This window comes from Streptomyces sp. enrichment culture (assembly GCF_964273255.1).
Taxonomy (GTDB): domain Bacteria; phylum Actinomycetota; class Actinomycetes; order Streptomycetales; family Streptomycetaceae; genus Streptomyces.
This window is the reverse complement of record NZ_OZ186835.1, coordinates 5,349,214-5,374,975: the sequence shown is the minus strand read 5'-3', so window position 1 is coordinate 5,374,975 and position 25,762 is coordinate 5,349,214. Positions and strand designations below refer to the sequence as shown.

Here is a 25,762-nt window from a genome sequence, read left to right as displayed (position 1 = left end):
GTCGAAGGCCTCTCGCCTCGAGTTACGTGTCGCCGCCTCACGGCCTTGCCGCGATCCGACGACTGATGCCGATTGGGACGGTCCGTATCGCCGACCCGAACCCTAACGTTGAAGTTTAGGGTTACCAGTGTGTCTGTTCCCTGGAGTCTTCTGAACAGGACACTAAGTCGACAAGTGGCGCACGTTCAACGAACACGCCGAACCTCCCGTTTTTCTTTTCACCCTATGTGATCAGGCGTAGCGCTGCCCAACCAGGGTGCTGGCCTGCACGGATACCCGTCAACTCCCTGATGACGCCGGAGCGGTGGGGACACTCACGTCGAAGTGCCGTGCGTCCGGGACGGCTTTCATGAGAGCGGTGAGCGTGCGGGCCTTGTCCGGCCCCTTCTCGCTGCTCCCCCAGGCGACCGTCCGCCCGTCCTTCAGCTCCAGCGAGACGGCGTCGTAGGAACGGACTTCGACCTTCCGGGTGGTGCGGGCCACGGACGCGGGGAGGTCGCGGGCCACCCGGACCGCCTCCCGCACCAGCCGGTCCTCGCCGAAGCGGCGCACGCTCGCGGCCGCGGAGCCGCGCCGGGGAAGGTCCAGGTCGAGCTCCGGGACACCGCGGGGGGCCTTGGTCACCGTGGCGAACCGGACGCCCTCGTCGTCCACTTCGACGAACTTCCCGCCCTTGCGCACCAGCAGGACGGGGCTGCGTTCCGTCACCCTCAGCTCCAGGCCGTGCGGCCAGGAGCGCACCACCTCGACGGTGTCGATCCGGGGCAGTTCACGCGCCAGGCGGGCCTCGATCGCCCCGGTGTCCACGGAGATCAGCGGCCCGCCGAGAGGGACGTCGGCCGCCTCGCGCACCTGCTTCGGCGTCAGGACCCGGGTGCCGCTGACGGACACCTTCTCCAGCCGCGCCAGATCGGATCCGTACAGCAGCCAGAAGCTGCCGCTGCCGAGGAAGGCGAAGGCGATGCCGAGCAGGACGAGCAGGCGCAGGCGCCTCAGGCCGAGGCGCCGTACGGGCGGCGGGCCGGACGACTCCCGCCGGCGTTCACCGCGCTCGGCGGTCGTCGATCCGGCCACGCTCCCTGCCTTCCGTCATACGCGTCTAACGGGGCGCACGGGCGGCGATCGCCTCGTACACCATGCCGACGAGCAGGTCGTCGGCGTCCCGGCGGCCGAACTCGGCGGCGGCGCGGGACATCTCGTACAGCCGGTGCGGGTCGGCCAGCACGGGCAGTACGTTCTGCTGCACCCACTCGGGCGTCAGCTCCGCGTCGTCGACCAGCAGTCCGCCGCCCGCCTTGACCACCGGCTGGGCGTTCAGCCGCTGTTCGCCGTTGCCGATGGGCAGCGGGACGTAGGCGGCCGGGAGTCCGACGGCGGAGAGTTCGGCGACGGTCATCGCGCCCGCGCGGCAGAGCATCATGTCGGCCGCGGCGTACGCGAGGTCCATCCGGTCCAGGTAACTTACCGGGATGTACGGGGGCATCCCCGGCATCTGCTGCACCTGCGGCAGTTCGTTCTTCGGACCGACCGCGTGCAGGATCTGGATCCCGGCCTGCTGGAGCCACGGGGCGACCTGCTGCACGACCTCGTTGAGCCGGCGGGCGCCCTGCGAGCCGCCGGAGACCAGCAGCGTGGGCAGGTTGGGGTCCAGCCCGAAGGCGGCCCGGGCCTCGGGGCGCACGGCCGCCCGGTCCAGCGTGGCGACGGCCCGGCGCAGCGGGATGCCGATGTAACGGGCGTTGCGCAGCTTGCTGTCGGGCGTGGACACCGCGACCTGGGCCGCGTACCGCGAGCCGATCTTGTTGGCCAGTCCCGGGCGGGCGTTGGCCTCGTGGACGACGATCGGCACGCCGAGCCGCTTGGCCGCGAGGTAACCGGGCAGCGCCACGTAGCCGCCGAAGCCGACCACGGCGTCGGCCTTGGTGCGCTCCAGGATCTGCTCGGTCGCCTTGATGGTGCCGCGCAGCCTGCCCGGCACGGTGATCAGCTCGGGAGTGGGCTTGCGCGGCAGCGGAACGGCGGGGATCAACGCCAGTTCGTACCCGCGCTCGGGTACCAGGCGGGTCTCCAGGCCGCGCTCCGTGCCCAGGGCCGTGATGCCCACGGTCGGATCCTGCCTGCGCAGGGCGTCCGCGAGGGCGAGCGCGGGCTCGATGTGGCCCGCGGTTCCTCCGCCGGCGAGTACGACATGCACCGAAATTCACCGCTCTCCGGACGGACGCGCCCCCGGGGCACGCCGTCGCATCGTGTTCCATCTCCGGGGGCCCTGAGAACCCCCGGCCCGCTTTCTACCAAAGCGGGGTTGCCGCATCGCAAGCGCCGCCCGCGCAGCGGGTTCGTCGCGCGCGAAGGCGATCAGCAACCCGATGGCGAACATGGTCGGCAGCAGGGCGGATCCCCCGTAGGAGAACAGCGGGAGCGGGACGCCGGCGATCGGCAGCAGTCCGAGGACCGCACCGAGGTTGATCACGGCCTGGGCCGTGATCCAGGTGGTCACGCCTCCCGCGGCATACCTCACGAAGGGGTCCTCCGTGCGTCCGGCCACGCGGATACCCGCATAGCCTAGAGCGGCGAACAGGGCGAGCACCGACAGCGTCCCCGCCAGGCCCAGTTCCTCACCGGTGACGGCGAAGATGAAGTCGGTGTGGGCTTCTGGCAGTTGGCCCCATTTCTCCACACTCGCGCCCAGTCCGGATCCGAAGATGCCGCCGGACGCCAGCGCGTAGATCCCGTGCACCGCCTGCCAGCAGTCCACCGGCCCCGCCTGGGGTTCGGTGGCCCCGAGGCAGGCCAGCCGGGCCATGCGGTTCGGGCTGGTCCGGATGAGGATCGCGCCGATCACCGCGGCGACCGACAGCACGCCGACGAAGAGCCGGGTGGGGGCGCCGGCCAGCCACAGCAGGCCGAAGAGGATCGCGGTGAGGATGATCGCGGTGCCCATGTCGCCGCCGATCATGATCAGTCCGAGCAGCATGAACGCGGCCGGGACCAGCGGCACCAGCATGTGCTTCCACTGGGTCAGCAGCCGCTTGTCGTGCTTGCGGGCGAGCAGGTCCGCGCCCCACAGCACCAGGGCCAGCTTGCCGAACTCGCTGGGCTGGATCTGGAAGGAGCCGCCGAGGGCGATCCAGTTCTGGTTGCCTTTGACCGCGACCCCTATCCCGGGCACCTGGACCAGCACCATCAGGAACACGGCGCCCGCGAGGATCGGGTAGGCCAGCGCGCGGTGCAGCCGCACCGGCATCCGGGAGGCGGCCAGCAGCAGCACCGATCCGATCACGGCGGCGAGCAGCTGCTTGCGGAAGAAGTAGGAGCCGGGCAGCGACATCTGCAGGGCGGTGATCTGGGAGGCCGAGTAGACCATCACCAGACCGAGCACGGTGATCAGCGAGCTGCCGCCGAGGATGAGGTAGTAGGCGGTCAGCGGGCGGTCCCAGGCCCGCCGGGCGCGCAGGTGGAAGGCGAGTACCGGGTTCTCGCGCCGGGGACGGCCCGCGTCGGCCGGGCGGGTGCGGGCCACGGGGGGCCCGCCGGTGCGGCTACCGGGCATCGCGGCCCCCGCGGTGTCCCGGACGGCCGGCCTCCGGTGCCCGGCCGTCCCGCGGGCGTACGCGGCACCGGCCGCCCGGCCCGGTCGCGGGGCGGCGTCGGCCGGAGCCGGCCGGATCCGCACAACAGGCCCTCGACGGTCCCACGCGTCCCTCCCAAGGTCGCCCGGCGCAGGCGGCCGGGTCAGGCGCCGAGTTCGCGCACCGCCTGGGCGAACGCCTCACCGCGCCGGATGTAGTTGGCGAACATGTCCATCGAGGCGCAGGCCGGCGCCAGCAGCACCGTGTCGCCGGGCCGTGCGAGCCGCCGCGCCTCCTGGACGGCCTGGAGCATGGCCCCAGTGTCGGTCCGGTCGAGGTCGACCACTGGTACCTCGGGGGCGTGTCGCGCCAGGGCTTGTCGGATCAGGGCGCGGTCCTCGCCGATCAGGACGACGCCGCGCAGCCGCCGGGCGGCGCCCGCGACCAGTTCGTCGAAGGTCGCGCCCTTGGCCAGGCCGCCGGCGATCCACACGATCGGGTCGTAGGACGCCAACGAGGCTTCGGCCGCGTGCGTGTTGGTGGCCTTGGAGTCGTCGACGTAGGCGACGCCGTCCACGTCGGCCACGTGCGCGATGCGGTGGGCGTCCGGCGTGAAGGCCCGCAGTCCGTCGCGCACCGCGCTCGCCGGGACGCCGTAGGCGCGGGCGAGGGCCGCCGCCGCAAGGGCGTTGGCGATGTTGTGCGGGGCGGGCGGGCGGACGTCGGAGACCTCGGCGAGCTCCTGGGCGCTGCGGTGCCGGTCCTCGACGAAGGCGCGGTCGACGAGGATGCCCTCGACGACGCCGAGTTGGGAGGGCGCGGGCGCGCCGAGGGTGAAGCCGACGGCGCGGCAGCCCTCCTCGACGTCTGCCTCCCGGACCAGGTCCTCGGTCGACGGCTTGCCGGTGGCGTCCGCGTTGTAGACGCAGGCGACCCGGTTGCCCTCGTAGACGCGGCCCTTGTCGGCGGCGTAGGCCGCCATGGAGCCGTGCCAGTCGAGGTGGTCGGGGGCGAGGTTGAGCACGGCGGCGGAGTGGGCGCGCAGCGACGGCGCCCAGTGGAGCTGGTAGCTGGACAGCTCGACCGCCAGGACGTCGTACGTCTCCTCGCCGGTCACCGCGTCCAGCAGCGAGACGCCGATGTTGCCGACGGCGGCCGTGCGCAGGCCCGCCGCCTCAAGGATGGCGGCGAGCATGCGCACGGTGGTGGTCTTGCCGTTGGTCCCGGTGACCGCGAGCCAGGGCGCGGCGTCCGGGCCGCGCAGCCGCCAGGCCAGTTCGACGTCGCCCCAGACGGGGACGCCGGCCCGCTCGGCGGCGGCGAACAGCGGCTTGTCCGGCCGCCAGCCGGGGGCGGTGACGACGAGGCCGGTGCCCTCGGGCAGGGTGTCCCCGTCGCCGAGGCGGACGGTGACGCCCAGCTTCTCCAGTTCGGCCGCCTGGGCCCGGGCGCGCTCGTCGTCGCCGTCGTTGACGACGGTGACGTGGGCGCCCAGGCCGTGCAGCACCTTCGCCGCCGGGACGCCGGACACGCCGAGCCCGGCGACGGTGATGCGCCGGCCGCTGAAGTCGTCAGGCCCCGTGGAGGTCACTTGTCCGCTGCCCATCCCGCGTAGAAGAGGCCGAGTCCGACGATCACACAGATGCCCTGGATGATCCAGAAGCGGACCACCACGAGGACTTCGGACCAGCCTTTGAGTTCGAAGTGGTGCTGGAGTGGCGCCATGCGGAAGACCCGCTTGCCGGTGAGCTTGAACGAACCGACCTGGATGACCACCGACATGGTGATGAGGACGAACAGGCCGCCGAGGATGGCGAGCAGCAGCTCGGTGCGGGAGCAGATCGCGAGACCCGCGAGCACGCCGCCGAGCGCCAGCGAACCGGTGTCGCCCATGAAGATCTTGGCCGGCGAGGTGTTCCACCACAGGAAGCCCAGGCAGGCGCCCATCAGGGCGGCGGAGACGACCGCCAGGTCGAGGGGGTCGCGCACCTCGTAGCAGGCGCCCGGGTTGGTGAGGGTCTGCGCGTTGGCGCAGGACTCCTGGAACTGCCAGACGCCGATGAAGGTGTAGGCGCCGAAGACCAGGACGGAGGCGCCGGTGGCGAGGCCGTCCAGACCGTCGGTGAGGTTCACGCCGTTGGACATGGCGAGGATCATGAACAGCGCCCACACCACGAACAGCACCGGGCCGATGCTCCAGCCGAAGTCGGTGATGAACGACAGCTTGGTGGACGCCGGGGTGTTGCCGCGGTTGTCGGCGAACTGCAGCGCCAGGACCGCGAAGGCGATGCCGACGATCAGCTGGCCGGCCATCTTCGCCTTGGCCCGCAGGCCGAGCGAGCGCCGTTTGACGATCTTGATGTAGTCGTCGAGGAAGCCGACCAGACCCATGCCGACCATCAGGCCCAGCACCAGCAGGCCGGAGAACGTCGGCCCGGCGTCGACGTCCTCGTCCAGGTAGCCGGTGATCATCTTGGCCAGGAAGTACGCGATGACCGTCGCCAGGATGAAGGCGATGCCGCCCATGGTGGGCGTACCGCGCTTGCTGGCGTGCTCGCGCGGGCCGTCGTCACGGATGTACTGGCCGTAGCCCTTGCGGGCCAGCAGCTTGATCAGCAGCGGGGTGCCGACCAGCGTCAGGAAGAGGCCAATGACTCCCGCGAACAGGATCTGCTTCATCATCGGGCGGCGACCTCACCCTCGGCCCCGGTCCCGACGAGCGCCTGCGCCACGCTCTCGAGCCCGACCGAACGGGACGCCTTCACGAGTACGACGTCTCCCGGGCGCAATTGACTGCGCAACAGGTCGACCGCCGCCTGTGCGTCGGACACGTGCACCGACTCCTCACCCCACGAACCCTCGTTATATGCGCCCAGTTGCAGCCAGGCGGCTTCCCTGCCCCCGACCGCGACGAGCTTGTTGACGTTGAGCCGGACGGCGAGCCGTCCGACCGCGTCGTGCTCGGCGAGCGCCTCGTCCCCGAGCTCGGCCATCTTGCCGAGCACCGCCCACGTGCGTCCCCCTGCGGCCCGGGAGGCCCTGCCCATGGCTGCCAGGGCGCGCAGGGCGGCCCGCATGGACTCGGGGTTCGCGTTGTAGGCGTCGTTGACGACCGTCACGCCGTCCGGTCGCTCGGTGACCTCCATGCGCCAGCGGGAGAGGGAGCCCGCCTCGGAGAGCGCACGGGCGATCTCGTCTGCGGACATGCCCAACTCGTGGGCGACGGCGGCCGCGGCGAGCGCGTTCGACACGTGGTGCTCACCGTACAGGCGCATGGTCACATCACTTGCACCGGAGGGTGTGTGAAGTCTGAAGGAGGGCTGCCCGCTGTCCGTGAGTCGCACGTTCTCGGCGCGTACGTCCGCTTCGCCGGACTCTCCGAAAAGGAGTACCTTCGCCTTCGTTCGGGAGGCCATGGCGCGCACGAGGGGGTCGTCCGCGTTGAGGATCGCGGTGCCGTCCTCCGGGAGGGACTCCACGAGTTCGCCCTTGGCCAGGGCGATCTGCTCGCGTCCGCCGAACTCCCCGATGTGGGCGGAGCCGACGTTCAGGACGAGTCCGATCCGCGGGGGCGTCAGACCGGTGAGGTAGCGGATGTGGCCGATTCCGCGCGCGCCCATCTCCAGGACGAGGAACCGGGTCTCCTCGGTGGCGGTGAGCGCGGTCAGCGGCAGCCCGATCTCGTTGTTGAGCGAGCCGGGGGTGAAGACGGTCGGCGCCTTCTGCCGGAGCACCTGGGCGATGAGGTCCTTGGTGCTGGTCTTGCCGGCCGAGCCGGTGAGGGCGACGAGGGTGGCGCCGAGGCGCCGTACGACGTGCCGGGCGAGGGCCCCGAGGGCCGCCTGGACGTCGTCGACGACGATGGCGGGCACTCCGACCGGGCGGGAGCCGAGCACGGCCGCCGCGCCGGCCTCCACGACCGACGCGGCGAAGTCGTGGCCGTCCACGCGTTCCCCGACGAAGGCGACGAAGAGGCTGCCGGGGACCGCCTCCCGGGAGTCCCGGACGACCGGGCCGGTGACCTGGACGGACGGATCCGGTATGTCGTGCGGCTGCCCGCCGACGACTTCTGCGATCTCGGCGAGGGAGAGGGCGATCACAAGTTCATCCCTGGGTCTTCTTGATGGCTTCGCGAAGCACCTGGCGGTCGTCGAACGGACGCACCACCCCGGCGATGTCCTGTCCCTGCTCGTGGCCCTTGCCGGCGACCAGCACGGTGTCGCCCGGCTCCGCGCGGGCGACGGCGGCGGCGATCGCGGCGGCGCGGTCCTCGAAGACCTGCACCTCGCCGCGCTCGTGGGCGGGCACGGAGGCGGCGCCCTGGAGCATGGCCGCGAGGATCGCCAGGGGGTCCTCGGAGCGGGGGTTGTCGGAGGTCAGGACGGCGGTGTCGGCGAGCCGGGCGGCGGCGGCGCCCATCGGCTCCCGTTTGCTGCGGTCGCGGTCGCCGCCGCAGCCGAGGACGACGTGCACCTTGCCCTCGGTGATCCGGCGCAGGGCGCGCAGCACCGACTCGACCGCGTCGGTCTTGTGGGCGTAGTCCACCACCGCCAGGTACGGCTGCCCCTCGTCCACCCGCTCCAGGCGGCCCGGCACGCCCGGGACGGCGGCGATGCCGTCGGCGGCGGCCTGCGGGTCGAGCCCGGCGGCGGCCAGGGCGACGATCGCGGCGAGGGTGTTGGCCACGTTGAAGGGCCCGGGCAGCGGGGAGGTGGCCGAGATCCGCTCGTCCTTCGGGCCGACCACGGTGAACGTCGAGTCCAGCGGGCCCACCTTGACGTCCTCGGCCCGCCAGTCGGCGTCGGGATGGCCCTCGGCGGAGAAGGTGACGACGGGGACGCCGGACTCCATGGCGAGCCGGCGGCCGTACTCGTCGTCCACGTTGACCACGCCGAACCGGCTGCGGGCCGGGGTGAACAACTGCGCCTTGGCCTGGAAGTAGTCCTCCATCCCGGAGTGGAACTCCATGTGCTCCGGGCTGAGGTTGGTGAAGACCGCGATGTCGAAGACACAGCCGTCGACCCGGCCGAGCACCAGGGCGTGGCTGGAGACCTCCATGGCGACCGCCTCGGTGCCGCGTTCGCGCATGACGGCGAACAGGGCCTGGAGGTCGGTGGCTTCGGGGGTGGTGCGCTCGGACTTGATCCGCTCGTCGCCGATGCGCATCTCGACGGTGCCGATGAGCCCGGTGCTGCGGACGGTCCGCAGGCCGCCCTCGACGAGGTAGGCGGTGGTGGTCTTGCCCGAGGTGCCGGTGATGCCGATCTGCAGCAGGTCGCGGCCCGGGTGGCCGTAGATGGTGGCGGCCAGTTCGCCCATCCGCGCCCGCGGGTCGTCGACCACCAGCGCCGGGAGTCCGGCCGCGGCGACGCGCTCGGCCCCGCCGGGGTCGGTGAGCACGGCGACCGCGCCGAGGCTCGCCGCCTGGGTGACGAAGTCGGCGCCGTGCACCCGGGCGCCCGGGAGGGCGGCGTACAGGTCACCGGGCCGGACGGCCCGCGAGTCGTGGGTGATGCCCGTGACCTCGGGGGCGTGTTCCGGCGCGGGGGCACCCAGCTGACCGGCGAGGTCCGCCAGGGGTGTGGCGGACGGCTGCACCGGCCGGGGCGGTCCCGGATAGGTCACGGGGTGGCCCTTCTGGGTGGTTTGCGACTGATCAGGGTGTGGCACGGCGGTGAGCGTACCGGGCCCGGCCGCGTCGGAGCCAAAGCGGGGCCCCGGCTCACCTCCGTCGCGGGCGGGCGGGGGTGCCGGGCGGGCGGCCGGGGTGGACGGGAGGTGCGGTGTTCCGGAGTCCGGGTGGTTCGTGGTCACGGGGTGGTTCCTGGTGGCTCGGTGTGCGGGGCGCGGGGGCTCGGGAGGGACGGGGGACGGCCGGCGTACGCGGGCGTACGGCCGGGGAGTGCCCGGCCCGGGACGGGGGCCGGACGGGGGGGCGGCGGTCGGGGGCGGACGGTCAGGGGGTGAAGGTGACCGGCAGTCTGGCGGGTTCGGCCCCGGTCGGCGGGACCTGGAGCGACTTCAGGGCGAACTCCATGACCTGCTTGTAGACGGGTCCGCAGATCTGGCCGCCGAAGTAGCTGCCGCGGGTGGCGTTCTGGATCACGCAGGAGACGGTGATCCGGGGCTTGTCGGCGGGCGCGAACCCGGCGAAGGAGGAGGTGTAGCCGTGGTACTTGCCGGTGGCCGGATCCACGCGGTTGGCGGTGCCGGTCTTGCCCGCGACGCGGTAGCCGGGGATGCGGGCCTTGGTGCCGGTGCCCTCCTCGTCGTCGACCACCGACTCCAGCATCCGGGCCAGGGTCGTGGCGGTCTTCTTGCTGACCACCCGCCGCTTCTCGGGCTTCGGCGCGGGGGTGAAGCGGCCGTCGGGGCCCTTGCTGCCGCGCACCAGCGTGGGCTCGATGCGCACGCCGCCGTTGGCGATGGTGGAGTAGACCGAGGCCGCCTGCATGGCGTTGACGGACACGCCCTGGCCGAAAGGAATCGTGTACTGCTGGGAGGTCGACCACTGGTCGGGCGGTGCCAGGATGCCCTTGGTCTCGCCCGGGAAGCCGAGTCCGGTGTGGCTGCCGAGGCCGAACCGGCGGAGGTAGTCGTACAGCACCTTGTTGGCGGCGGGCTGGGTCTTGCCGAGCTGTCCGGTGGCCAGGATCGTCCCGATGTTGCTGGACTTGGCGAGGACGCCGTTGAGCGTCAGGTACCAGGTGGGGTGGTCGACGTCGTCCTTGAACAGCCGGTCGCCGCGGTGCAGCCGGTTGGGCACCACGACGTGGGTGTCCGGGGTGGCGGCGTTCTCCTCCAGCACGGCCGCCATCGACATCACCTTGGCGGTGGAGCCGGGCTCGAAAGCGTCCTGGAGGGCGGCGTTGCCGAGCGTGGCGGGGTCGGCGTCGGAGAGGTCGTTGGGGTCGAACCCGGGGGCGTTGGCCATCGCGAGGACCTCGCCGGTGCGGGTGTCCTGGACGATGACGTAGCCCCGGTCGGCCCGGGACTTCTCCACCTGCTTGCTGATCGCGTTCTGCGCGGCCCACTGGATGTCGCGGTCGATGGTGAGCTCGATGTCGCTGCCGGGCACCGCCGGGGTCTCGGTGGAACCGGCCGTGGGGACCAGCCGGCCGCCGGACTGGGCGTAGCGGATCTTGCCGTCCTTGCCGGCCAGCTGCTCGTTCAGCTGGAGCTCGATGCCGCCGCCGCCCTTGCCGGAGGCGTTGACCCAGCCCAGTATCCCGGCGGCCAGCTCGTTGTTGGGGTACACGCGTTTGCTGGTGGGCACGGAGAAGACGCCGGCGAGGACGTTGACGGCCGCGTCGTCGCTCTCCGTCTTCTTCGCCAGCGCGGACCTCAGGTCCTTGATCTGTTTCCACACCTGCGGGGTCTGCCGGCCGGCCAGCTTGACGTAGCGCAGCTTCTCGTTCTCCGGCCGCAGCTTGTCGACCAGCTTCTCCTGGCTCTGGCCGAGGATCGGCGCGAGGAGGGCCGCCGCCTGTTCGGGGCCGTCGGGGATCTCCAGCTCGTCGGGCGCGAACATCGTCGGGTCGGCGGTGATGTCGTAGGCGTCCTCGCTGGTGGCGAGGGCGACCCCGTGGCGGTCGGTGATCTCGCCGCGCTCGGCGGCCAGCACCTGGCCGACGTAGCGGTTCTGTTCGGCCTTGGAGGCGTAGGTGCTCGCGTCCACGGCCTGCACCTGCACCAGGCGCACGACGAAGGCCAGGAGCACCAGGGTCAGGGCCAGGCCGACCAGGCGCAGCCGGGGGCGCGGGCTGCCCAGCCGGATGGCCTTGGGGGCCGGGCGGGCGGGGCCCGGGCGCCGGGCGGGCCGGGCGCCGGGCGCCGGGCGGCGGCGCGCGTCCGGCCGGCCGGCGGACCTGGCGGGGCCGGGCACCCGGCGGCGCGGCGGTTGCCTGTCGGACACTTCCGTCACCTGCCGGGGTTCGTCGAGGGGGCGGGCGTGGGGGCGGGGGCGCCCGTGGGGACGGACGCGGCGGCGCTGGGCAGCGGGACCGTCGCGGTGGCCATCGCCTCGGGCGCCGGGACGCGGGGCGCGCCGGAGGCGGCGGGCCCGGGGACGCCCTTGATGCTGCCGTCGGGCGCCAGGAAGGCGGGGTCGCCGCCGGGGACCATGCCGAGGTCGCGGGCGCGGCGCTGGAGGGCGTCGGGCGCGGAGTGGGCGTCGATGTCCCGCTGGAGGGCCTGTTCCTCGTCGGTGAGGTTCTTGGTGTCCCGCTTGAGGTCGTCGAGCTCGAAGGCGCCCTCGCTGAGCGCGGAGTTCAGCACCAGCAGGCCGATCAGTCCGCCGCCGAGGAGGAGGACGACGAGGAGGACGAAGGGGGTGCGGGCCGCCCTGGCCCGTCCGGCGGGGAGGAGCCGCGCGAGTCGGGCCGCCCTCCCCCTCAGTTCGGGTTTCCTGCTCACTCACGCTCCCCTGGGTTCGTTCTTCCTGCCCGTGTGCACGTCCCCTCGCCGGGCGCCGTTACTCCAGGTGCTCCCTGACGCGCTGGGCGCCGCGCAGCCGCGCGGGGGCCGCGCGCCGGTTCTCGGCGATCTCCTCCTCGGTGGGGAGTTCGGCACCTCGGGTGAGCAGCTTGAGCCGGGGCTGGTACCGCTCGGGGACGACGGGCAGGCCGGGCGGGGCGGTGGTGGCGGCTCCGGCCGCGAACACCTGCTTGACCAGCCGGTCCTCCAGGGAGTGGTACGACAGCACGGCGATGCGTCCGCCGACGTCGAGGGCGGCGACGGCGGCCGGGACCGCCCGCTCCAGCACGGCCAGCTCGCCGTTGACCTCGATCCGCAGGGCCTGGAAGGTGCGCTTGGCCGGGTTGCCGCCGGTGCGCTTGGCGGCCTGCGGCAGGGCGTCGCGGATCAGCTCCACCAGGCGCGCGCTGCGGGTGAACGGCTCCTTCTCGCGCTCGCGGACGACGGCGGCGACGATCCGCTTGGCCTGCTTCTCCTCGCCGTAGGTCCGCAGGATGCGCACGAGGTCGCCGGGCGGGTAGGTGTTCAGGACCTCGGCGGCGCTCACGCCGGCCGTCTGGTCCATGCGCATGTCGAGGGGGGCGTCCTGGGCGTAGGCGAAGCCGCGGTCGGCCTCGTCGAGCTGCATGGAGGACACCCCGAGGTCGAACAGCACGCCCTGCACGCGCGGCAGGCCGAGCCGGGCGAGGACGTCGGGCAGCTCGTCGTAGACGGCGTGCACCAGGGTGGCCCGCTCGCCGAAGGGGGCGAGCCGTTCGCCGGACAGGCGCAGGGCCTCCTTGTCGCGGTCCAGGGCGACGAGCCGGGCCTCGGGGAAGCGCCGCAGCAGGGCCTCGCTGTGGCCGCCGAGGCCGAGGGTGCAGTCGACGACCACCGCTCCGGGCCGCTCAAGGGCGGGGGCGAGCAGGTCCAGGCAGCGGTCGAGCATGACCGGGACGTGCCGGGCCGGCCCCGCCCCCCGCTCGCCGTCGCCGGCGTTCTCAAGCGCTTCGCGCCCTGTCACTGATGGGCCCTCTCACATCCGGCCCGGCCGTGACGCACCGCCGGGTCCCCGCCCTGACCCGGTGACGGGGCGGCCTGTCGGCGCCGGAAGCGGGAGGAGGCCGGGAGCGGGAGGAGGCCGAGCCGTGCGTACGCGCCGCGCACGCGAGGAGATCCCCGGGCGGGCCCGGGTCTCCCTGGAAAAACAGTCGGGCGGGAGGGCCTCGCCTCCCGCTTCGCGCCACTTTAGTCCACGGTGTCGCCCGGTCAATCAACCGGCCTGCGCGTCGCCCGTCCGGGCGCGGAACAAGCCCCGGAGGGGGACAATTCACCCAGAGGAGGCAGATCACATCGCCCCTGTGGATTACCTCACAACAAAGTCCGATGCGGTTCTTTGTCCCGTCTCATGACGCGCCCCGGCGGGAGGTGAGCATTACCGTCATGAGTATGACGACTTCTGCATCGGTCCCCGCAGGCTCAGGTGGCGCGGCACTCGGCGAGGAGACGGTCACCGACCGCCTGGTCGACGCCAACCATCGGTACGCCGCGGCCTTCACCGACCCCGGCATGGACGCCCGCCCCGTACTGCGGGTCGCGGTCGTGGCCTGCATGGACGCCCGCCTCGACCTGCACGCGGCACTCGGCCTCGAACTCGGTGACTGCCACACCATCCGCAACGCCGGCGGCGTCGTCACGGACGACGTGATCCGCTCGCTGACCATCAGCCAGCGCGCCCTGGGCACGCGCAGCGTGGTGCTGATCCACCACACCAACTGCGGCCTGGAGTCGATCACCGAGGAGTTCCGGCACGACCTGGAGATGGAGGTCGGCCAGCGCCCGGCCTGGGCGGTGGAGGCCTTCCGGGACGTCGACCAGGACGTGCGGCAGTCGATGCAGCGGGTGCGCACCTCGCCGTTCCTGCTGCACACCGGGGACGTCCGCGGTTTCGTCTTCGACGTCAAGAGCGGCCTGCTGCGGGAGATCGACCCCGCCTGACCTGCTGCCCGCCCGTTCGCGCCCCGGAGACCCCAGGACGTACAAAGGTCATACGACCTGACATATCGCCGCCGGTTGTCCACAGGCGAGTGACACGAATCGGTAACGGCGGCAAGAATGCGGGAGTGGTGTCGCGCGGAACCTTTCCCGCGTGGCATCCGTGATTCGGGGTGGGCCGGTCCGCACAGCGATGCGTCGGCCCGGGAACATGTGCCCCCGCTCCCACCGCGGGAGCGCGGGGAAAGGCCGAGGAGGGCCGGGTGCCGACCTTTGACGATCGAGCGAGCCATGGGGGCGCCCCCGACCGAGCGTATTCGAGGGTGGGGGATGATCTGACCGCCGTCGCGGAGCGCGTGCGGGGGTCGGTGGAAGGCGTGATCGAGGGCAAGCCCGAGGTCGTGCGGCTCTCGCTGACCGTGCTGCTCGCCGAGGGACACCTGCTCATCGAGGACGTCCCGGGAGTCGGCAAGACAATGCTGGCCAAGGCGCTGGCGCGGTCCATCGACTGCTCGGTGCGGCGGATCCAGTTCACGCCGGACCTGCTGCCCTCGGACATCACGGGGGTGTCCATCTGGGACCAGCAGCGCCGCGACTTCGAGTTCAAGCCGGGCGCCATCTTCGCGCAGGTGGTGATCGGCGACGAGATCAACCGCGCCTCGCCCAAGACGCAGTCCGCGCTCCTGGAGTCGATGGAGGAGCGCCAGGTCACCATCGACGGCAAGACCTACGAGCTGCCCAGCCCCTTCATGGTGGTGGCGACGCAGAACCCGGTCGAGATGGAGGGCACGTATCCGCTGCCGGAGGCCCAGCGCGACCGCTTCATGGCCCGTGTCTCGGTCGGCTACCCGAGTCCCGAGGCCGAACTGCAGATGCTGGACGTGCACGGCGGCGTCTCCCCGCTGGAGGACCTCCAGCCGGTGGCGCACGCGCACGAGATCCTCAAGCTGATCGAGGCGGTGCGCGGCGTGCACGTCGCCGAGCCGGTCCGCCGGTACGCGGTGGACCTGGTCGGGGCCACACGCACCCACCCGGACCTGAGACTCGGCGCCTCGCCGCGCGCGACCCTGCACCTGCTGCGCGCGGCCAAGGCGGCGGCGGCCCTGAACGGCAGGGAGTACGCCCTGCCGGACGACGTGCAGGCCCTCGCGGTGGCGGTGCTCGCCCACCGGCTGCTGCCCACCGCCCAGGCGCAGCTCAACCGCCGCACCGCCGAGCAGGTCGTGCAGGAGATCCTGCAGAGCACGCCGGTCCCGGCGGCGGCCCCGCAGCAGTCCGGCTTCGGTCCGGCACCGAGCGTCCCGGGGTACGGCCAGCACCCGCCGCGGAGGCTGTGATGTCCGCCGCGGGGGCGGTCCGGGCCGAGGGCGGACGCGGCGAGAAGGGCGGTGTGCGCACCGCCCTGGCCGGACTCACCACCCGCGGGCGCTCCTTCCTGGCCGCCGGGGTGGCCGCCGCGATCTGCGCGTACGTGCTCGGCCAGAGCGACCTGCTGCGGGTCGGGCTGCTGCTGTCGGTGCTGCCCCTGGTCTGCGCGGGGGTGCTGTACCGCACCCGCTACCGCGTCGCGGCCAGCCGGCGGCTCTCCCCCGCGCGCGTGCCGGCCGGGTCGGAGGCCCGGGTGCACCTGCGGATGGACAACGTCTCCCGGCTGCCCACCGGTCTGCTGATGCTCCAGGACCGGGTGCCCTACGTCCTCGGTCCGCGCCCGCGCTTCGTCCTGGACCGGGTGGAGGCGGGCGGGCGCCGCGAGGTGTCCTACCGGGTCCGCTCCGACCTGCGCGGCCGGTACCCGCTGGGGCCGCTCCAGCTGCGCCTGTCGGACCCCTTCGGCATGTGCGAGCTGACCCGGTCCTTCTCCACGTACGACACGCTCACCGTCGTGCCCCGGGTGGAGCCGCTGCCGCCGGTACGGCTCGGCGGCGAGGCGAAGGGCTACGGCGACGGACGGCTGCGGGCCCTGGCCCTGGCGGGCGAGGACGACGTGATCCCGCGCGGGTACCGCTACGGCGACGACCTGCGCCGGGTGCACTGGCGCTCCACCGCCCGCTACGGCGAGCTGATGGTGCGCCGCGAGGAGCAGCCGCAGCGCGCCCGCTGCACGGTCCTGCTGGACACCCGGGCCATCGCCTTCGAGGGCGCCGGACCCGACTCGGCCTTCGAGTGGGCGGTGTCGGGCGCCGCCTCGGTGCTGGTGCACATGCTGGAGCGGGGCTTCTCGGTGCGGCTGCTGACCGACACGGGCACCGTGGTGCCCGGCGAGGCCGGTTCCGACGGGTTCGCGGGCGCCGGCCAGGAGTCGGCCGATGCGGCCGGTCTGATGATGGACACCCTCGCCGTGGTCGACCACTCCGACGGCGCGGGCCTGTCCCGCGCGTACGACGTGCTGCGCGGCGGGAACGAGGGGCTGCTGGTGGCCTTCCTCGGCGACCTGGACGAGGAGCAGGCGGCCGTGTGCGCCCGGATGCGGCAGCGCAGCGGCGGCGCCCTGGCCTTCGTGCTGAGCCGGGAGAGCTGGCTGCGGGAACCCGCCGCCGGGTCCGGCACGTTGAGCGGGAGCGGGGACACCCTGCGGATGCTGCGCGAGGCGGGCTGGACGGCGGTCGGCGTACCCCGCGGTGCGGCGCTGGAAGGGCTGTGGCGGCTGGCGGAGCGGGAGCGTTCCGGCCTGGCCTCGGCGAACGGCGGGGAGGGACCGTGATGAGCGGGCGGATACGGCTGACGCTGGCCTCGTGGGGGGCCACGCTGCTCGCGGCGAGCGCCTTGCTGCCCCTGGTCAGGCCGGCCACCTGGCTGATGCAGGCGGCGTTCCTGCTCGCCGTGCAGGCGGGCGTGGGGGCGGCGGCCCGCAGGGTGCCGCTCGCCCGGCCGGTGACGGTGGCGGCCCAGCTGCTCGTCACCCTGTTCCTGCTGACCCTGGTCTTCGCCCGGGAGCACGCCTTCGCGGGCCTGATCCCGGGGCCGGAGGCGATCCGGTTCTTCGCCGAGCTGCTGGAGAGCGGCGGCAACGACGTCAACCGGTACGCGATACCGGCTCCCCTGTCCGACGGCATCCGGCTGATGCTGATCGGCGGGGTCCTGATCATCGGTCTGCTGGTGGACGCGCTGGCGGTGACGTTCCGCAGCGCCGCCCCGGCCGGGCTCCCGCTGCTCGCCCTGTACTCGGTGGCGGCGGGACTGGCCGACGGCGGCAGCGACTGGCTGTGGTTCCTGCTGGCGGCGGCGGGCTATCTGATGCTGCTGCTCGCCGAGGGACGCGACCGGCTGTCCCAGTGGGGGCGGGTCTTCGGCGGTGCCCCACGCGGCATGGACGGCGAGTCGTCCGGCGCGTCCGCCCCGGTGCGCACGGGCCGGCGGATCGGCGTGGTCGCGCTCGGCATCGCCCTGGTGGTGCCGCTGGCGCTGCCCGCGATGGACGGCGGCCTGCTGGACCCGGCCGGTTCGGGGGTCGGACGCGGCAGCGGGGGCGGCGGCACGATCTCGGCGGTGAACCCGCTGGTGTCGCTGCGCGACTCGCTGAACGTGAACGAGGACCGCCAGGTGTTGTCGGTGCGCACCGAGCTGGAGGACACCTCCGACCTGTACCTGCGGATCGTCTCGCTGGACGACTTCGACGGCACGACCTGGAAGCCGTCCAAGCGGTCCATCACCACGGTGCCTGACGGCACGTTCCCGACCCCGCCGGGCCTGGGCCCGGAGATCGAGCGCACCGAGGTCGGCACGACGATCTCCGCCGCGGACTGGTACGGCCAGGACTGGCTGCCGATGCCGTATCCGCCGAGCCGGGTGAGCATCCGGGGCGACTGGCGCTACGAACCGGTCGGGATGACGCTGGTCGGCGACCACGGCCAGAGCACCCGGGGCCTGACCTACGAGGTGCGCAGCCTCGACGTCCGGCCCACGGCGGAGCAGCTGGCCGGCGCGCCGGAACCGCTGGCCGCGCTGAAGCGGGAGTTCACCCAGCTGCCGGACTCGCTGCCGGAGGTGGTGCACCGGACCGCCCGTGAGGTGACCAGGGGCGCGGCGAGCGACTACGACCGCGCGGTGCTGCTGCAGGACTACTTCGCGGTGAGCGGCGGCTTCGAGTACGACACCCAGGTGGACGTCGGCAGCGGCTCCCGGGCCATCGCCCGCTTCCTGCGCGACAAGCAGGGCTTCTGCGTGCACTACTCGTTCGCCATGGCCTCGATGGCCCGGTCCCTCGGGATACCGGCCCGGGTCGCGGTCGGTTTCGCGCCCGGCACCCCACAGGCGGACGGCACGGTGTCGGTGGGGCTGCGCGACGCGCACGCCTGGCCCGAGCTGTACTTCGAGGGCATCGGCTGGACGCGCTTCGAGCCGACGCCCACCCGGGGCTCGATCCCGTCATACACCCAGCCCGACACGACGGACGACGCGATCCCGGACCCGGCCGCGCCGTCGGAGGAGACCTCGGCGGCCCCGTCCGCGGCCCCGTCGGCGACCGAGGGCTGCACGCTGGAGCGGATCCGGCTGGACGGTGCCTGCCCGAGCGAGTCGGCCGAGGCCGTGGTGGCTGCCGGTGACGACGGCCCGAGGTGGTACGCGATGCTGCTGTGGGCCCTGGGCGGGCTCGCGGTGCTGCTGGTGCCGCTGTCGCCGATGCTGTGGCGGCTGCGGACCCGTGCGGCGCGGCTGGGCGGCCACGGACGCTCGGAGGCCGACGCGGCCCCGTACGTCCTGGCCCTCTGGGACGAGCTGACGGACTCGGCCTGGGACCACGGGGTCTCCCCCGACGACTCCCTGACGCCCCGCAAGGCAGCCGCCCGGATCGTCCGGCTGGGCCGGCTCGACGACGAGGCCGCGGCCTCGGTGCACCGGGTGGCGGACGCGGTGGAGCAGGTGCTCTACGCACCGCGTCCCCGTCCTGCGGCCGGTCTGGCGGACGACGTCCGGCGCGTGATCACCGGCCTGCGGGCCGCGTCGGGACGCGGGACCCGGCTGCGGGCCCGGTTCGCCCCGCGTTCCACCGTGCGCGTGGTCTGGCGGGCGTCGGCGTGGTGGGCCGGGGTCCGCGACCGCGCCGCGGCACTCCGGCCGACGTGGCGCCCGTCCTGGCGCCCGTCGTGGCGCCGGACCTCGCGGCAGCAGGGCTGACGGGGACGGGCCGGGCGGCCGGACGGCAGAGCGGCAGAGCGGCAGGACGGCAGGACAGGGCTCTCCCGGGTTCGCGTGGGGGCGGGTACGGCTTCGGCTGGACCCGCCCCCTTCGGCGTCCGGGCGCGGGGCAGGTGGCCTCGGTGCGGGTTCGGGGCGGGGGGGGGTGGGTGCGGCTGAGCGGGGGTGCAGCGGCTGGGCGCTGAGCGGCAGGGGGGTGACCGGGCCGGGAGGGCGGTGCCGGCTGGGCGCTGAGCGGCACGGGCGTGAGCGGGCCGGGAGGACGGAGCCGGTCGGACACTGAGCGCCACGGGCGTGAGCGGGCCGGGAGGACGGAGCCGGTCGGACACTGAGCGCCACGGGCGTGACCGGGCGGTGACGGAGCTGCCGGGCACTGTGGGCGCCGCGTGCTGTGCTCGGACGGCAGTGGGCGTCGTGGTGCGTTCGGGGCGTCGGCCCCTTGCACTTGCCGGGCCGCAGCGCGGCGGGGGGATCAGCGCACCTCTCACGGCCACCGCACGCTGGGGCCGCGGACGGCACACGGTGAGGTGGCGCGGTCGGCGTGCGACGGGCCGGGGACGGGCGCGTGAGACCGCGCGGCGCACGGTGCCGCAGGACGGTGGGGCGCCGGGGGGCGGGCCCCGGATACCGGAGGAGGGGTGGCCCGGTGGGTCAGGGCATGCGGCAGGGGGTGGCCGCCGTCCGGGCGGTCACCCCCTGCTGCCTGTCTTCAGCTGTTCTGGCGCCTGCGCGATGCCGGTGGAACCGGTCCGGGCCTAATGGCCGCCCTGTTCGTCACGGCGGCGCTGCCAGCGCTCCTCGATCCTGTTCATCATCGAGCGTCGCTGCCGGCCCTGACGGCCTGCCTGCGGGGCGCCCGGCGCACCGGCGGTCTGTTGCTCGCCGGGCTTGGGCGCCTTGCGCCAGCCGGTCACGGCGAGAACCGCGCAGCCCAGCATGACGAGGAATCCCACCACGCTGAGCCAGACCTGCTGGGCGACCATACCGGCCATGAGGAGCGCAATACCTACGAGGAAGCCCACGACCGCCTGGTAGACCCGCCGCCGGGTGTACGTACGCAGCCCGCTTCCCTCGAGCGCCGACGCGAACTTGGGATCTTCGGCGTACAGCGCTCGCTCCATTTGCTCGAGCATGCGCTGCTCGTGCTCCGAGAGCGGCACGGAGTCCTCCTCATCGTGCAGTCGCCGGGGGCGACCCGGGGGGTCCCTACAGGATAGGCAGGGAATCGCCCCCGTGAAACCCGCCCCTCTACGCCAATGGGCCAACCGGAACCCGCCATGGACGTCCCGGCTCGCTGAGGCTCTCATTCCCCGGCGGCCGTCCCGTCATGCCGGGGCGGTCTCCCTCGATCATACGGCGCCCAGCCGCCATTCGGGGGGCCTGTGGCGCACTCCATGCGCGCGCGGGGTTTCGTACGAGCCCCTGATCAGCGGCGCGTCACACCTGACGACTCAGCCCACGGTGGCCCCGGTGCCCCCCGTGGTACCAGCGGCCCCGGTGGTCCCAGCGGCACCGGCCGCACCGGCAGCACCGGCCGTCCTGGTGGCCCCCCGCATCCCAGGTGGTTCAGTCCGTCCCCGGGGCTCCGTCGGCCTCGCGGGCCTCGCCCAGGACGTGGAGCTGGGTGGCCACGGCGTGGAAGGCGGCCAGCTCCGCCGCCGCGGCCTCCAGCCGGAGCAGGGCGTCCAGTGCCCCGGGCTCGGTGTCCACGAGGGCGCCGGGGACGAGGTCGGCGAAGACCCGCACGCCGTGCACGGCGGCGATCCGCAGCCCGGTGCCCTCGGCGAGCGCGGTGAGCTGGTCGGCGGTGAAGCGGCGGGGCATGGGGTCGCCGTCACCCCACCGGCCGTCGGGGTCGCCGAGGGCCTGGTGGGCCTCCGAGAAGTGGCCCGCCAGGGCGCGGGCGATCACGGCGCCTCCGAGGCCCGCGGCGAGCAGGCTGAGCACGCCTCCGGGACGCAGGGCGGCCACCGCGTTGCGCAGGCCGTGGGCGGGGTCGTCGACGTACTCCAGGACGCCGTGGCACAGCACGACGTCGTAGCCGCCCCGCTCGGCCACGTCGAAGAGGCCGTGGGCGTCGCCCTGGCGGCCCTGGACCCGGTCGGCGACGTCGGCCTCGGCGGCGCGGCGTTCGAGGGCGAACAGCGCGTTGGGGCTGGGGTCGACGACGGTCACCCGGTGGCCGAGCCGGGCCAGGGGGACGGCGAAGTTGCCGCTGCCGCCGCCGGCGTCGAGGACGTCCAGGGCCGGCCGGCCGGTCGCCTTCACCCGGGCCTCCAGGGCCTCCTGGAGGACCTCCCAGACCACGGCGGTCCGCAGCGCGGCCCGGGACCGGGAGGGTTCCGGGCGCGGCGACCCCGTCTGCGGGTGGGAGTGGGGGGCGGACGGGCGCATCGGGTCCGGCACGGCAGTTGCTCCTCGGCGCGGCACCGCCTTCATCCTCGGGCGGGGCGGATCGGACGGTCCGCCCGGACCGGGGTCGGGACGGGCGGGGTTCAGGCGCCTTCCACCCTATTGCCTCGGCCACGGGATCCGGTCACCTGCCGTCGCCGCCCGGGCCCGGCCTGCCGGGTCCGGTACGACCGGGCGACCGGGCGGCACGGCAAGCAGCGGCGGGGCGGCCGGGGCCCGGCCCGCACCGGGCCGTCCGGTCCCGCAGCGGGTGAGCGTCCGTGCCGGAGCGGCCGGCCCCGCGGCGGGGCGGCCGGCCCGGACGCGGACGGAACGGCCCGGTGTCGTCAGCCGGCGTCCGGCATCTCCCGTGCGGCACCGCCGCCCGGGTCCGGGGCCTGCGGGCGACCGGTGCGCGGACGGTCCGCGTCGGGGCGGTCGGTGTCGGGGCGGGGCTGCGGGAGGACCGGCTGCAGGACGAGCATCCGCTCCACCAGGCGCAGGAACACCGCCACGTCCCGTATGAGGTCGTCGGCGTCCCGCTCCGTCGCCGCGCCCCTGATGCCCGCCTCGGCCCGGGCGCGGCGCCGGGCCCCGGACGCGAACAGCGCGCTCCACTCGGTGAGTTCCGGCGCTATCTCGGGGAGCACTTCCCAGGCGCTCCGGATCTTCGCCCGCGCCCGGGGCGAGGTCTCGGGCCGGCCCCGGGCGGCGAGCACGGCGGCGGCGGTGCGCAGGGCGGCGAGGTGGGCCGTCGCGTAGCGCTCGTTGGGGGTTTCGAGGACGGTGGCCTCGTCGAGTCCGGTACGGGCCTGGGCGAGCAGGTCGAGGGCGGCGGGCGGGGCCCCGGCGCGGCGCAGCACGGGGTGGACGTCGCTCGCCGGGCCGGTCAGTGAGGGTGCAGGGCCGGCTGCGCGGCGCCGACGGGCGGCGGCTGCGGACGAGTGGGCCATGACGAACCTCCTGTCGTCTTCGTGACGGCACGCCCCGAGACGGGACGCCGTATGACACATCGTGAGGTATGGCACTGACAATCCGTTCTGACCTGCGACTTTGCTTCGAGCGGGCGTTCGGGCTAGCTTTTGCACTGACCAGTCAGTTCAAAAACAGTTCAAAACATGGGGGCATGAGTGGACGGTCAGGGCGGAGCCGCCGTGGCGGCCCGCGACTTCGGCCTGAAGGGACCGCGGGGCTGGGCGTTCCGCGGCGTCTCGGTCGACGCGGAACCAGGTGCGCTGATCGCGGTGGAGGGACCGTCCGGCTCGGGGCGCACCTGCCTGCTGCTGGCGCTCACCGGGCGGATGCGGCCTTCCCGGGGGCGGGCGAGCGTCGGCGGGTTCGACCTGCCGAAGCGGATGGCCGCGGTGCGCCGGATCAGCGCGCTCGCACACGTCACGGGCGTGACGGACCTCGACCCGGCGCTGACCGTCGGCGAGCACCTGCGGGAACGGGCGCTGCTCCAGCGCCGCTTCGGCGACACGCTGTCGGCGTGGCTGCGTCCGCGCGGCACGCGGGCCGAGGAGGAGAAGCGGCGCGTCGCCACCGCGCTGGAGTCGGCCGGACTGGTCCCGGACACCCTGCCCAAGGGCATGCGGACCGCTGTCCGGGACCTGGAGCGGGTGGAGGCGCTGCGCCTGTCCGTGGCGCTGGCGCTGCTCGGCGGGCCCGCGCTGCTCGCCGTGGACGACGTCGACCTGAAGCTGTCGTCCGCCGAACGGGAGGAGGTCTGGGACCTGTTCAGGGCGCTCACCGCCGCCGGCACCACGGTCGTGGCGGTGTGCAGCGAGTCCCCCGACGACGCGGTCCGCGTCCGCACGGACGCCGGCACCACGCCCGAGACCCCCGCGGACGACGCCCGCCCCGGCGCCACTGCGGACGACGCGTCCGCAGCCGAGGCCAAGACGGAGGCGGAGGCGGAGGCAAGGGCGGAGGGCGGGAGCGAGACCGGCGACACACCCGCACCCACGGCGCCCGGGGACGCCACGGACGGCACGGACGGCACGGACCGTACAGACCCCACGGACGGCACGAACCGCACGGACGGGACGGACGCCCCGGACCGCACCGATGCCACGGACGCGCCCGCCCCGCACCACGACACGAAGGAGGAGGCGGCCGATGCGCTCGCCGAAACTCGCCGCTCTTGAGCTCCGGCGGTTCGGCCGGGGCAAGCTGCCGCGGGCCGCGCTGGTCGCGCTGATGGTGCTGCCGCTGCTCTACGGCGCCCTGTACCTGTGGTCGTTCTGGGACCCCTACGACCGTCTGGACCGCATCCCGGTGGCGCTGGTCAACGACGACGAGGGGGCGACCGCGGACGGGAAGAGGATCACCGCGGGCGACGACATCGCGGACGGGCTGCACGACAGCGGCACCTTCGACTGGCGCGAGGTGAGCGCCGAGGAGGCGCGCCGCGGTGTCGAGGACGGCACGTACTACCTGTCGTTGACCATGCCCGCGGACTTCAGCCGCCGCATCGCCTCCAGTTCGGGGGACACGCCGGAGACCGGCGCCCTCCAGGTGCGGACCAACGACGCCAACAACTACATCGTCGGGCAGATCTCCCGCACGGTGTTCGGGGAGGTCCGCCAGGCCGCGTCGACGAAGACGTCCCGCTCGTTCCTGGACAAGATCTTCGTCTCGTTCTCCGACATCCACGGCCGGACGGAGAAGGCGGCCAAGGGTGCCGACGAGCTGAACGGCGGCATCGGCAAGGCGGAGAAGGGCTCCAAGGACCTCGCCGACGGCCTCACCGACGCCAAGGGGGTCAGCGGCAAGCTGTCCAAGGGCCTGGAGGACCTCGGCAAGGCGGCAGGCAGCCTCAAGGACGGCTCGCGCAAGGTCGCCGACGGCACGGGGGCCCTGGCCGACCGGGTGAACGCGATGGACACCACGGTCGGGCCGGTGCTGGAGAAGAACGAGAAGGCCATCGGCTCCACGGCACGGCTGGTCGCCGAGTCGGCCGGGAAGCTCCGGGACGACCTCGACGCCCTCCAGAAGCGCGCCCCGGGGGCCGCCGAGGAGGCCGGCACCGCCTCCACCGCCCTCGACGGCGTGCACCGGGCCCGCTGCGAGGAGGCGGCGGAGCCCGACGCCGCCTGCGCCGACCTGGCCAAGGCGAAGGACGCGGCGGCGGACGCGGCCGGTGTCGCCGAGGACGTCGGCGCCCTGATCACCGGGAACCGCGAGGAGCTGAAGAAGCTGGACACCCGGCTGGGCACCCTGGAGAAGCAGGCCGGGGCCCTCGCCGAGCGCGCGCCGAACCTGTCCGAGGACCTGGACGACGCGGTCACCCGGATCAACGCGCTGGACAAGGGCGCCGGAAAGGTGGCGTCCGGCCTGAAGAAGCTGCACGAGGAGCTGGGCAAGGCAGGGTCGGGCGCGTCGGGGCTCGACAAGGGCATCGGCAAGCTGGGCACCGGTGCCGACGACCTGAACGGCGGCATCTACAAGCTGGTCGACGGCTCCGGCAAGCTGGCGGGCGGGCTGCACGACGGCGCCGAGGCCATCCCGGACTACGACGCCGACGAGCGCGGCCTGCGCGCCGAGGTGATGGCCGACCCGGTGAAGCTGGTCTCCCGCGACCTGCACGAGGCGCCCAACTACGGCACCGGTTTCGCCCCGTACTTCATCCCGCTGTCGCTGTGGGTGGGCGCGATGGTGGCGTACATGCTGATCGCGCCGATGAACCGGCGGGCGCTGGCGGCGGGCGCCTCGGCGTGGCGGATCGCGCTGGCGGGCTGGCTGCCGGTGGTGGCCGTCGGAGTGCTCCAGACGGCGGCGCTGATGGCGGTGCTGCACTGGGCGATCGGGCTGCAGATGGCCCGGGCGGCCGGGACGGTGGGCTTCCTGTGCCTGGTCACGGCGTGCTTCGCGGCGATCGTGCAGTGGCTGAACGCCCGGTTCGGCGCGGCCGGCCGGATCCTGGTGCTGGCGCTGCTGATGCTCCAGCTGACCTCGGCGGGCGGCACGTACCCCGTGCAGACCAGCCCCGGCTTCTTCGAGGCGCTGCACCCGTTCCTGCCGATGAGCTACGTGGTGGAGGCGCTGCGGCGGCTGATCACGGGCGGCGGTCTCGGGCCGGTGTGGCAGGCGTGCCTGGTGCTGGCGGCGTTCACCCTCGGCGCGCTGGCGCTGACCGCCCTGTCGGCCCGGCGCCGCCAGGTGTGGACCCTGGACAAGCTGCACCCGGAGCTGAGCCTGTGACCGGGCGGCGCGGC

19 protein-coding genes are annotated in these 25,762 nt (G+C 73.6%); 6 read left to right on the top strand and 13 right to left on the bottom strand.

Annotated features, from left to right (window positions below; genetic code table 11):
* Nucleotides 1-279: 279 nt before the first annotated feature.
* From ACSU53_RS23340 to rsmH, 10 genes are all read right to left on the bottom strand, one after another.
* Complete coding sequence (locus ACSU53_RS23340; RefSeq protein ID WP_437030658.1) at nucleotides 280-1,074, bottom strand: cell division protein FtsQ/DivIB; 795 nt, start codon at nucleotides 1,072-1,074, stop codon at nucleotides 280-282.
* Nucleotides 1,075-1,099: 25 nt separating this feature from the next.
* Nucleotides 1,100-2,194 (bottom strand): undecaprenyldiphospho-muramoylpentapeptide beta-N-acetylglucosaminyltransferase, encoded by a 1,095-nt coding sequence (murG, locus tag ACSU53_RS23335; protein ID WP_432055212.1) that lies wholly within the window; start codon nucleotides 2,192-2,194, stop codon nucleotides 1,100-1,102.
* Between the two features lie 6 nt (nucleotides 2,195-2,200).
* Nucleotides 2,201-3,550, bottom strand: a complete 1,350-nt coding sequence (ftsW, locus tag ACSU53_RS23330; RefSeq protein ID WP_437030656.1) for a putative lipid II flippase FtsW — start codon at nucleotides 3,548-3,550, stop codon at nucleotides 2,201-2,203.
* Between the two features lie 182 nt (nucleotides 3,551-3,732).
* Nucleotides 3,733-5,175, bottom strand: a complete 1,443-nt coding sequence (gene murD, locus ACSU53_RS23325; protein WP_437030654.1) for a UDP-N-acetylmuramoyl-L-alanine--D-glutamate ligase — start codon at nucleotides 5,173-5,175, stop codon at nucleotides 3,733-3,735.
* On the bottom strand, nucleotides 5,157-6,248 hold the full coding sequence (gene mraY, locus ACSU53_RS23320; RefSeq protein ID WP_362090170.1) for a phospho-N-acetylmuramoyl-pentapeptide-transferase: 1,092 nt from the start codon (nucleotides 6,246-6,248) through the stop codon (nucleotides 5,157-5,159). The genes murD and mraY overlap by 19 nt, the downstream gene beginning before the upstream one ends.
* Entirely contained in the window at nucleotides 6,248-7,669 is a 1,422-nt protein-coding gene (locus ACSU53_RS23315; protein ID WP_437030652.1) for a UDP-N-acetylmuramoyl-tripeptide--D-alanyl-D-alanine ligase, read from the bottom strand. The genes mraY and ACSU53_RS23315 overlap by 1 nt, the downstream gene beginning before the upstream one ends.
* A 4-nt stretch (nucleotides 7,670-7,673) precedes the next feature.
* Nucleotides 7,674-9,194: a UDP-N-acetylmuramoyl-L-alanyl-D-glutamate--2,6-diaminopimelate ligase gene (locus ACSU53_RS23310; protein WP_437033362.1), complete on the bottom strand. Its 1,521-nt coding sequence runs from the start codon at nucleotides 9,192-9,194 to the stop codon at nucleotides 7,674-7,676.
* A gap of 331 nt (nucleotides 9,195-9,525) precedes the next feature.
* Entirely contained in the window at nucleotides 9,526-11,484 is a 1,959-nt protein-coding gene (locus ACSU53_RS23305) for a peptidoglycan D,D-transpeptidase FtsI family protein (protein WP_437030650.1), read from the bottom strand.
* A gap of 5 nt (nucleotides 11,485-11,489) precedes the next feature.
* The gene (locus ACSU53_RS23300; RefSeq protein WP_437030648.1) at nucleotides 11,490-11,984 is read right to left on the bottom strand and encodes a hypothetical protein; all 495 of its coding nucleotides are present in this window, start codon (nucleotides 11,982-11,984) and stop codon (nucleotides 11,490-11,492) included.
* Between the two features lie 58 nt (nucleotides 11,985-12,042).
* On the bottom strand, nucleotides 12,043-13,047 hold the full coding sequence (rsmH, locus tag ACSU53_RS23295; protein WP_437030647.1) for a 16S rRNA (cytosine(1402)-N(4))-methyltransferase RsmH: 1,005 nt from the start codon (nucleotides 13,045-13,047) through the stop codon (nucleotides 12,043-12,045).
* 425 nt (nucleotides 13,048-13,472) lie between these two features.
* Here rsmH and ACSU53_RS23290 point away from each other — a divergent pair, with 425 nt between their 5' ends.
* The 4 genes from ACSU53_RS23290 (at nucleotide 13,473) to ACSU53_RS23275 (ending at nucleotide 19,133) form a co-directional block, all read left to right on the top strand.
* On the top strand, nucleotides 13,473-14,021 hold the full coding sequence (locus ACSU53_RS23290; RefSeq protein WP_437030645.1) for a beta-class carbonic anhydrase: 549 nt from the start codon (nucleotides 13,473-13,475) through the stop codon (nucleotides 14,019-14,021).
* A 260-nt stretch (nucleotides 14,022-14,281) separates the two neighbouring features.
* Nucleotides 14,282-15,355, top strand: a complete 1,074-nt coding sequence (locus ACSU53_RS23285) for an AAA family ATPase (RefSeq protein ID WP_437030643.1) — start codon at nucleotides 14,282-14,284, stop codon at nucleotides 15,353-15,355.
* On the top strand, nucleotides 15,355-16,719 hold the full coding sequence (locus tag ACSU53_RS23280; RefSeq protein ID WP_437030641.1) for a DUF58 domain-containing protein: 1,365 nt from the start codon (nucleotides 15,355-15,357) through the stop codon (nucleotides 16,717-16,719). The genes ACSU53_RS23285 and ACSU53_RS23280 overlap by 1 nt, the downstream gene beginning before the upstream one ends.
* Entirely contained in the window at nucleotides 16,719-19,133 is a 2,415-nt protein-coding gene (locus tag ACSU53_RS23275; RefSeq protein ID WP_437030639.1) for a transglutaminase TgpA family protein, read from the top strand. Before ACSU53_RS23280 ends, ACSU53_RS23275 begins: the two co-directional genes overlap by 1 nt.
* 776 nt (nucleotides 19,134-19,909) lie before the next feature.
* Here the strand turns inward: ACSU53_RS23275 and ACSU53_RS23270 are convergent.
* The 3 genes from ACSU53_RS23270 to ACSU53_RS23260 all read right to left on the bottom strand — a co-directional run bounded on the left by ACSU53_RS23270 (nucleotide 19,910) and on the right by ACSU53_RS23260 (nucleotide 22,498).
* Nucleotides 19,910-20,314 carry a DUF3040 domain-containing protein gene (locus tag ACSU53_RS23270; protein ID WP_437030637.1) on the bottom strand — a complete coding sequence of 135 codons (405 nt, stop codon included), beginning with the start codon at nucleotides 20,312-20,314 and terminating at the stop codon, nucleotides 19,910-19,912.
* Nucleotides 20,315-20,720: 406 nt separating this feature from the next.
* A complete protein-coding gene (locus ACSU53_RS23265) occupies nucleotides 20,721-21,560 on the bottom strand; it encodes a class I SAM-dependent methyltransferase (protein WP_437030635.1) in 840 nt (279 codons plus the stop codon).
* Nucleotides 21,561-21,892: 332 nt separating this feature from the next.
* Complete coding sequence (locus ACSU53_RS23260; RefSeq protein WP_437030634.1) at nucleotides 21,893-22,498, bottom strand: SAV_6107 family HEPN domain-containing protein; 606 nt, start codon at nucleotides 22,496-22,498, stop codon at nucleotides 21,893-21,895.
* 177 nt (nucleotides 22,499-22,675) lie between these two features.
* Between ACSU53_RS23260 and ACSU53_RS23255 the strand changes: the two genes are divergently transcribed.
* Together ACSU53_RS23255 and ACSU53_RS23250 are read left to right on the top strand one after the other, a co-directional pair.
* Nucleotides 22,676-23,692, top strand: a complete 1,017-nt coding sequence (locus tag ACSU53_RS23255) for an ATP-binding cassette domain-containing protein (protein ID WP_437030632.1) — start codon at nucleotides 22,676-22,678, stop codon at nucleotides 23,690-23,692.
* On the top strand, nucleotides 23,664-25,748 hold the full coding sequence (locus tag ACSU53_RS23250; protein WP_437030630.1) for a YhgE/Pip family protein: 2,085 nt from the start codon (nucleotides 23,664-23,666) through the stop codon (nucleotides 25,746-25,748). The genes ACSU53_RS23255 and ACSU53_RS23250 overlap by 29 nt, the downstream gene beginning before the upstream one ends.
* Nucleotides 25,749-25,762: the final 14 nt, after the last annotated feature.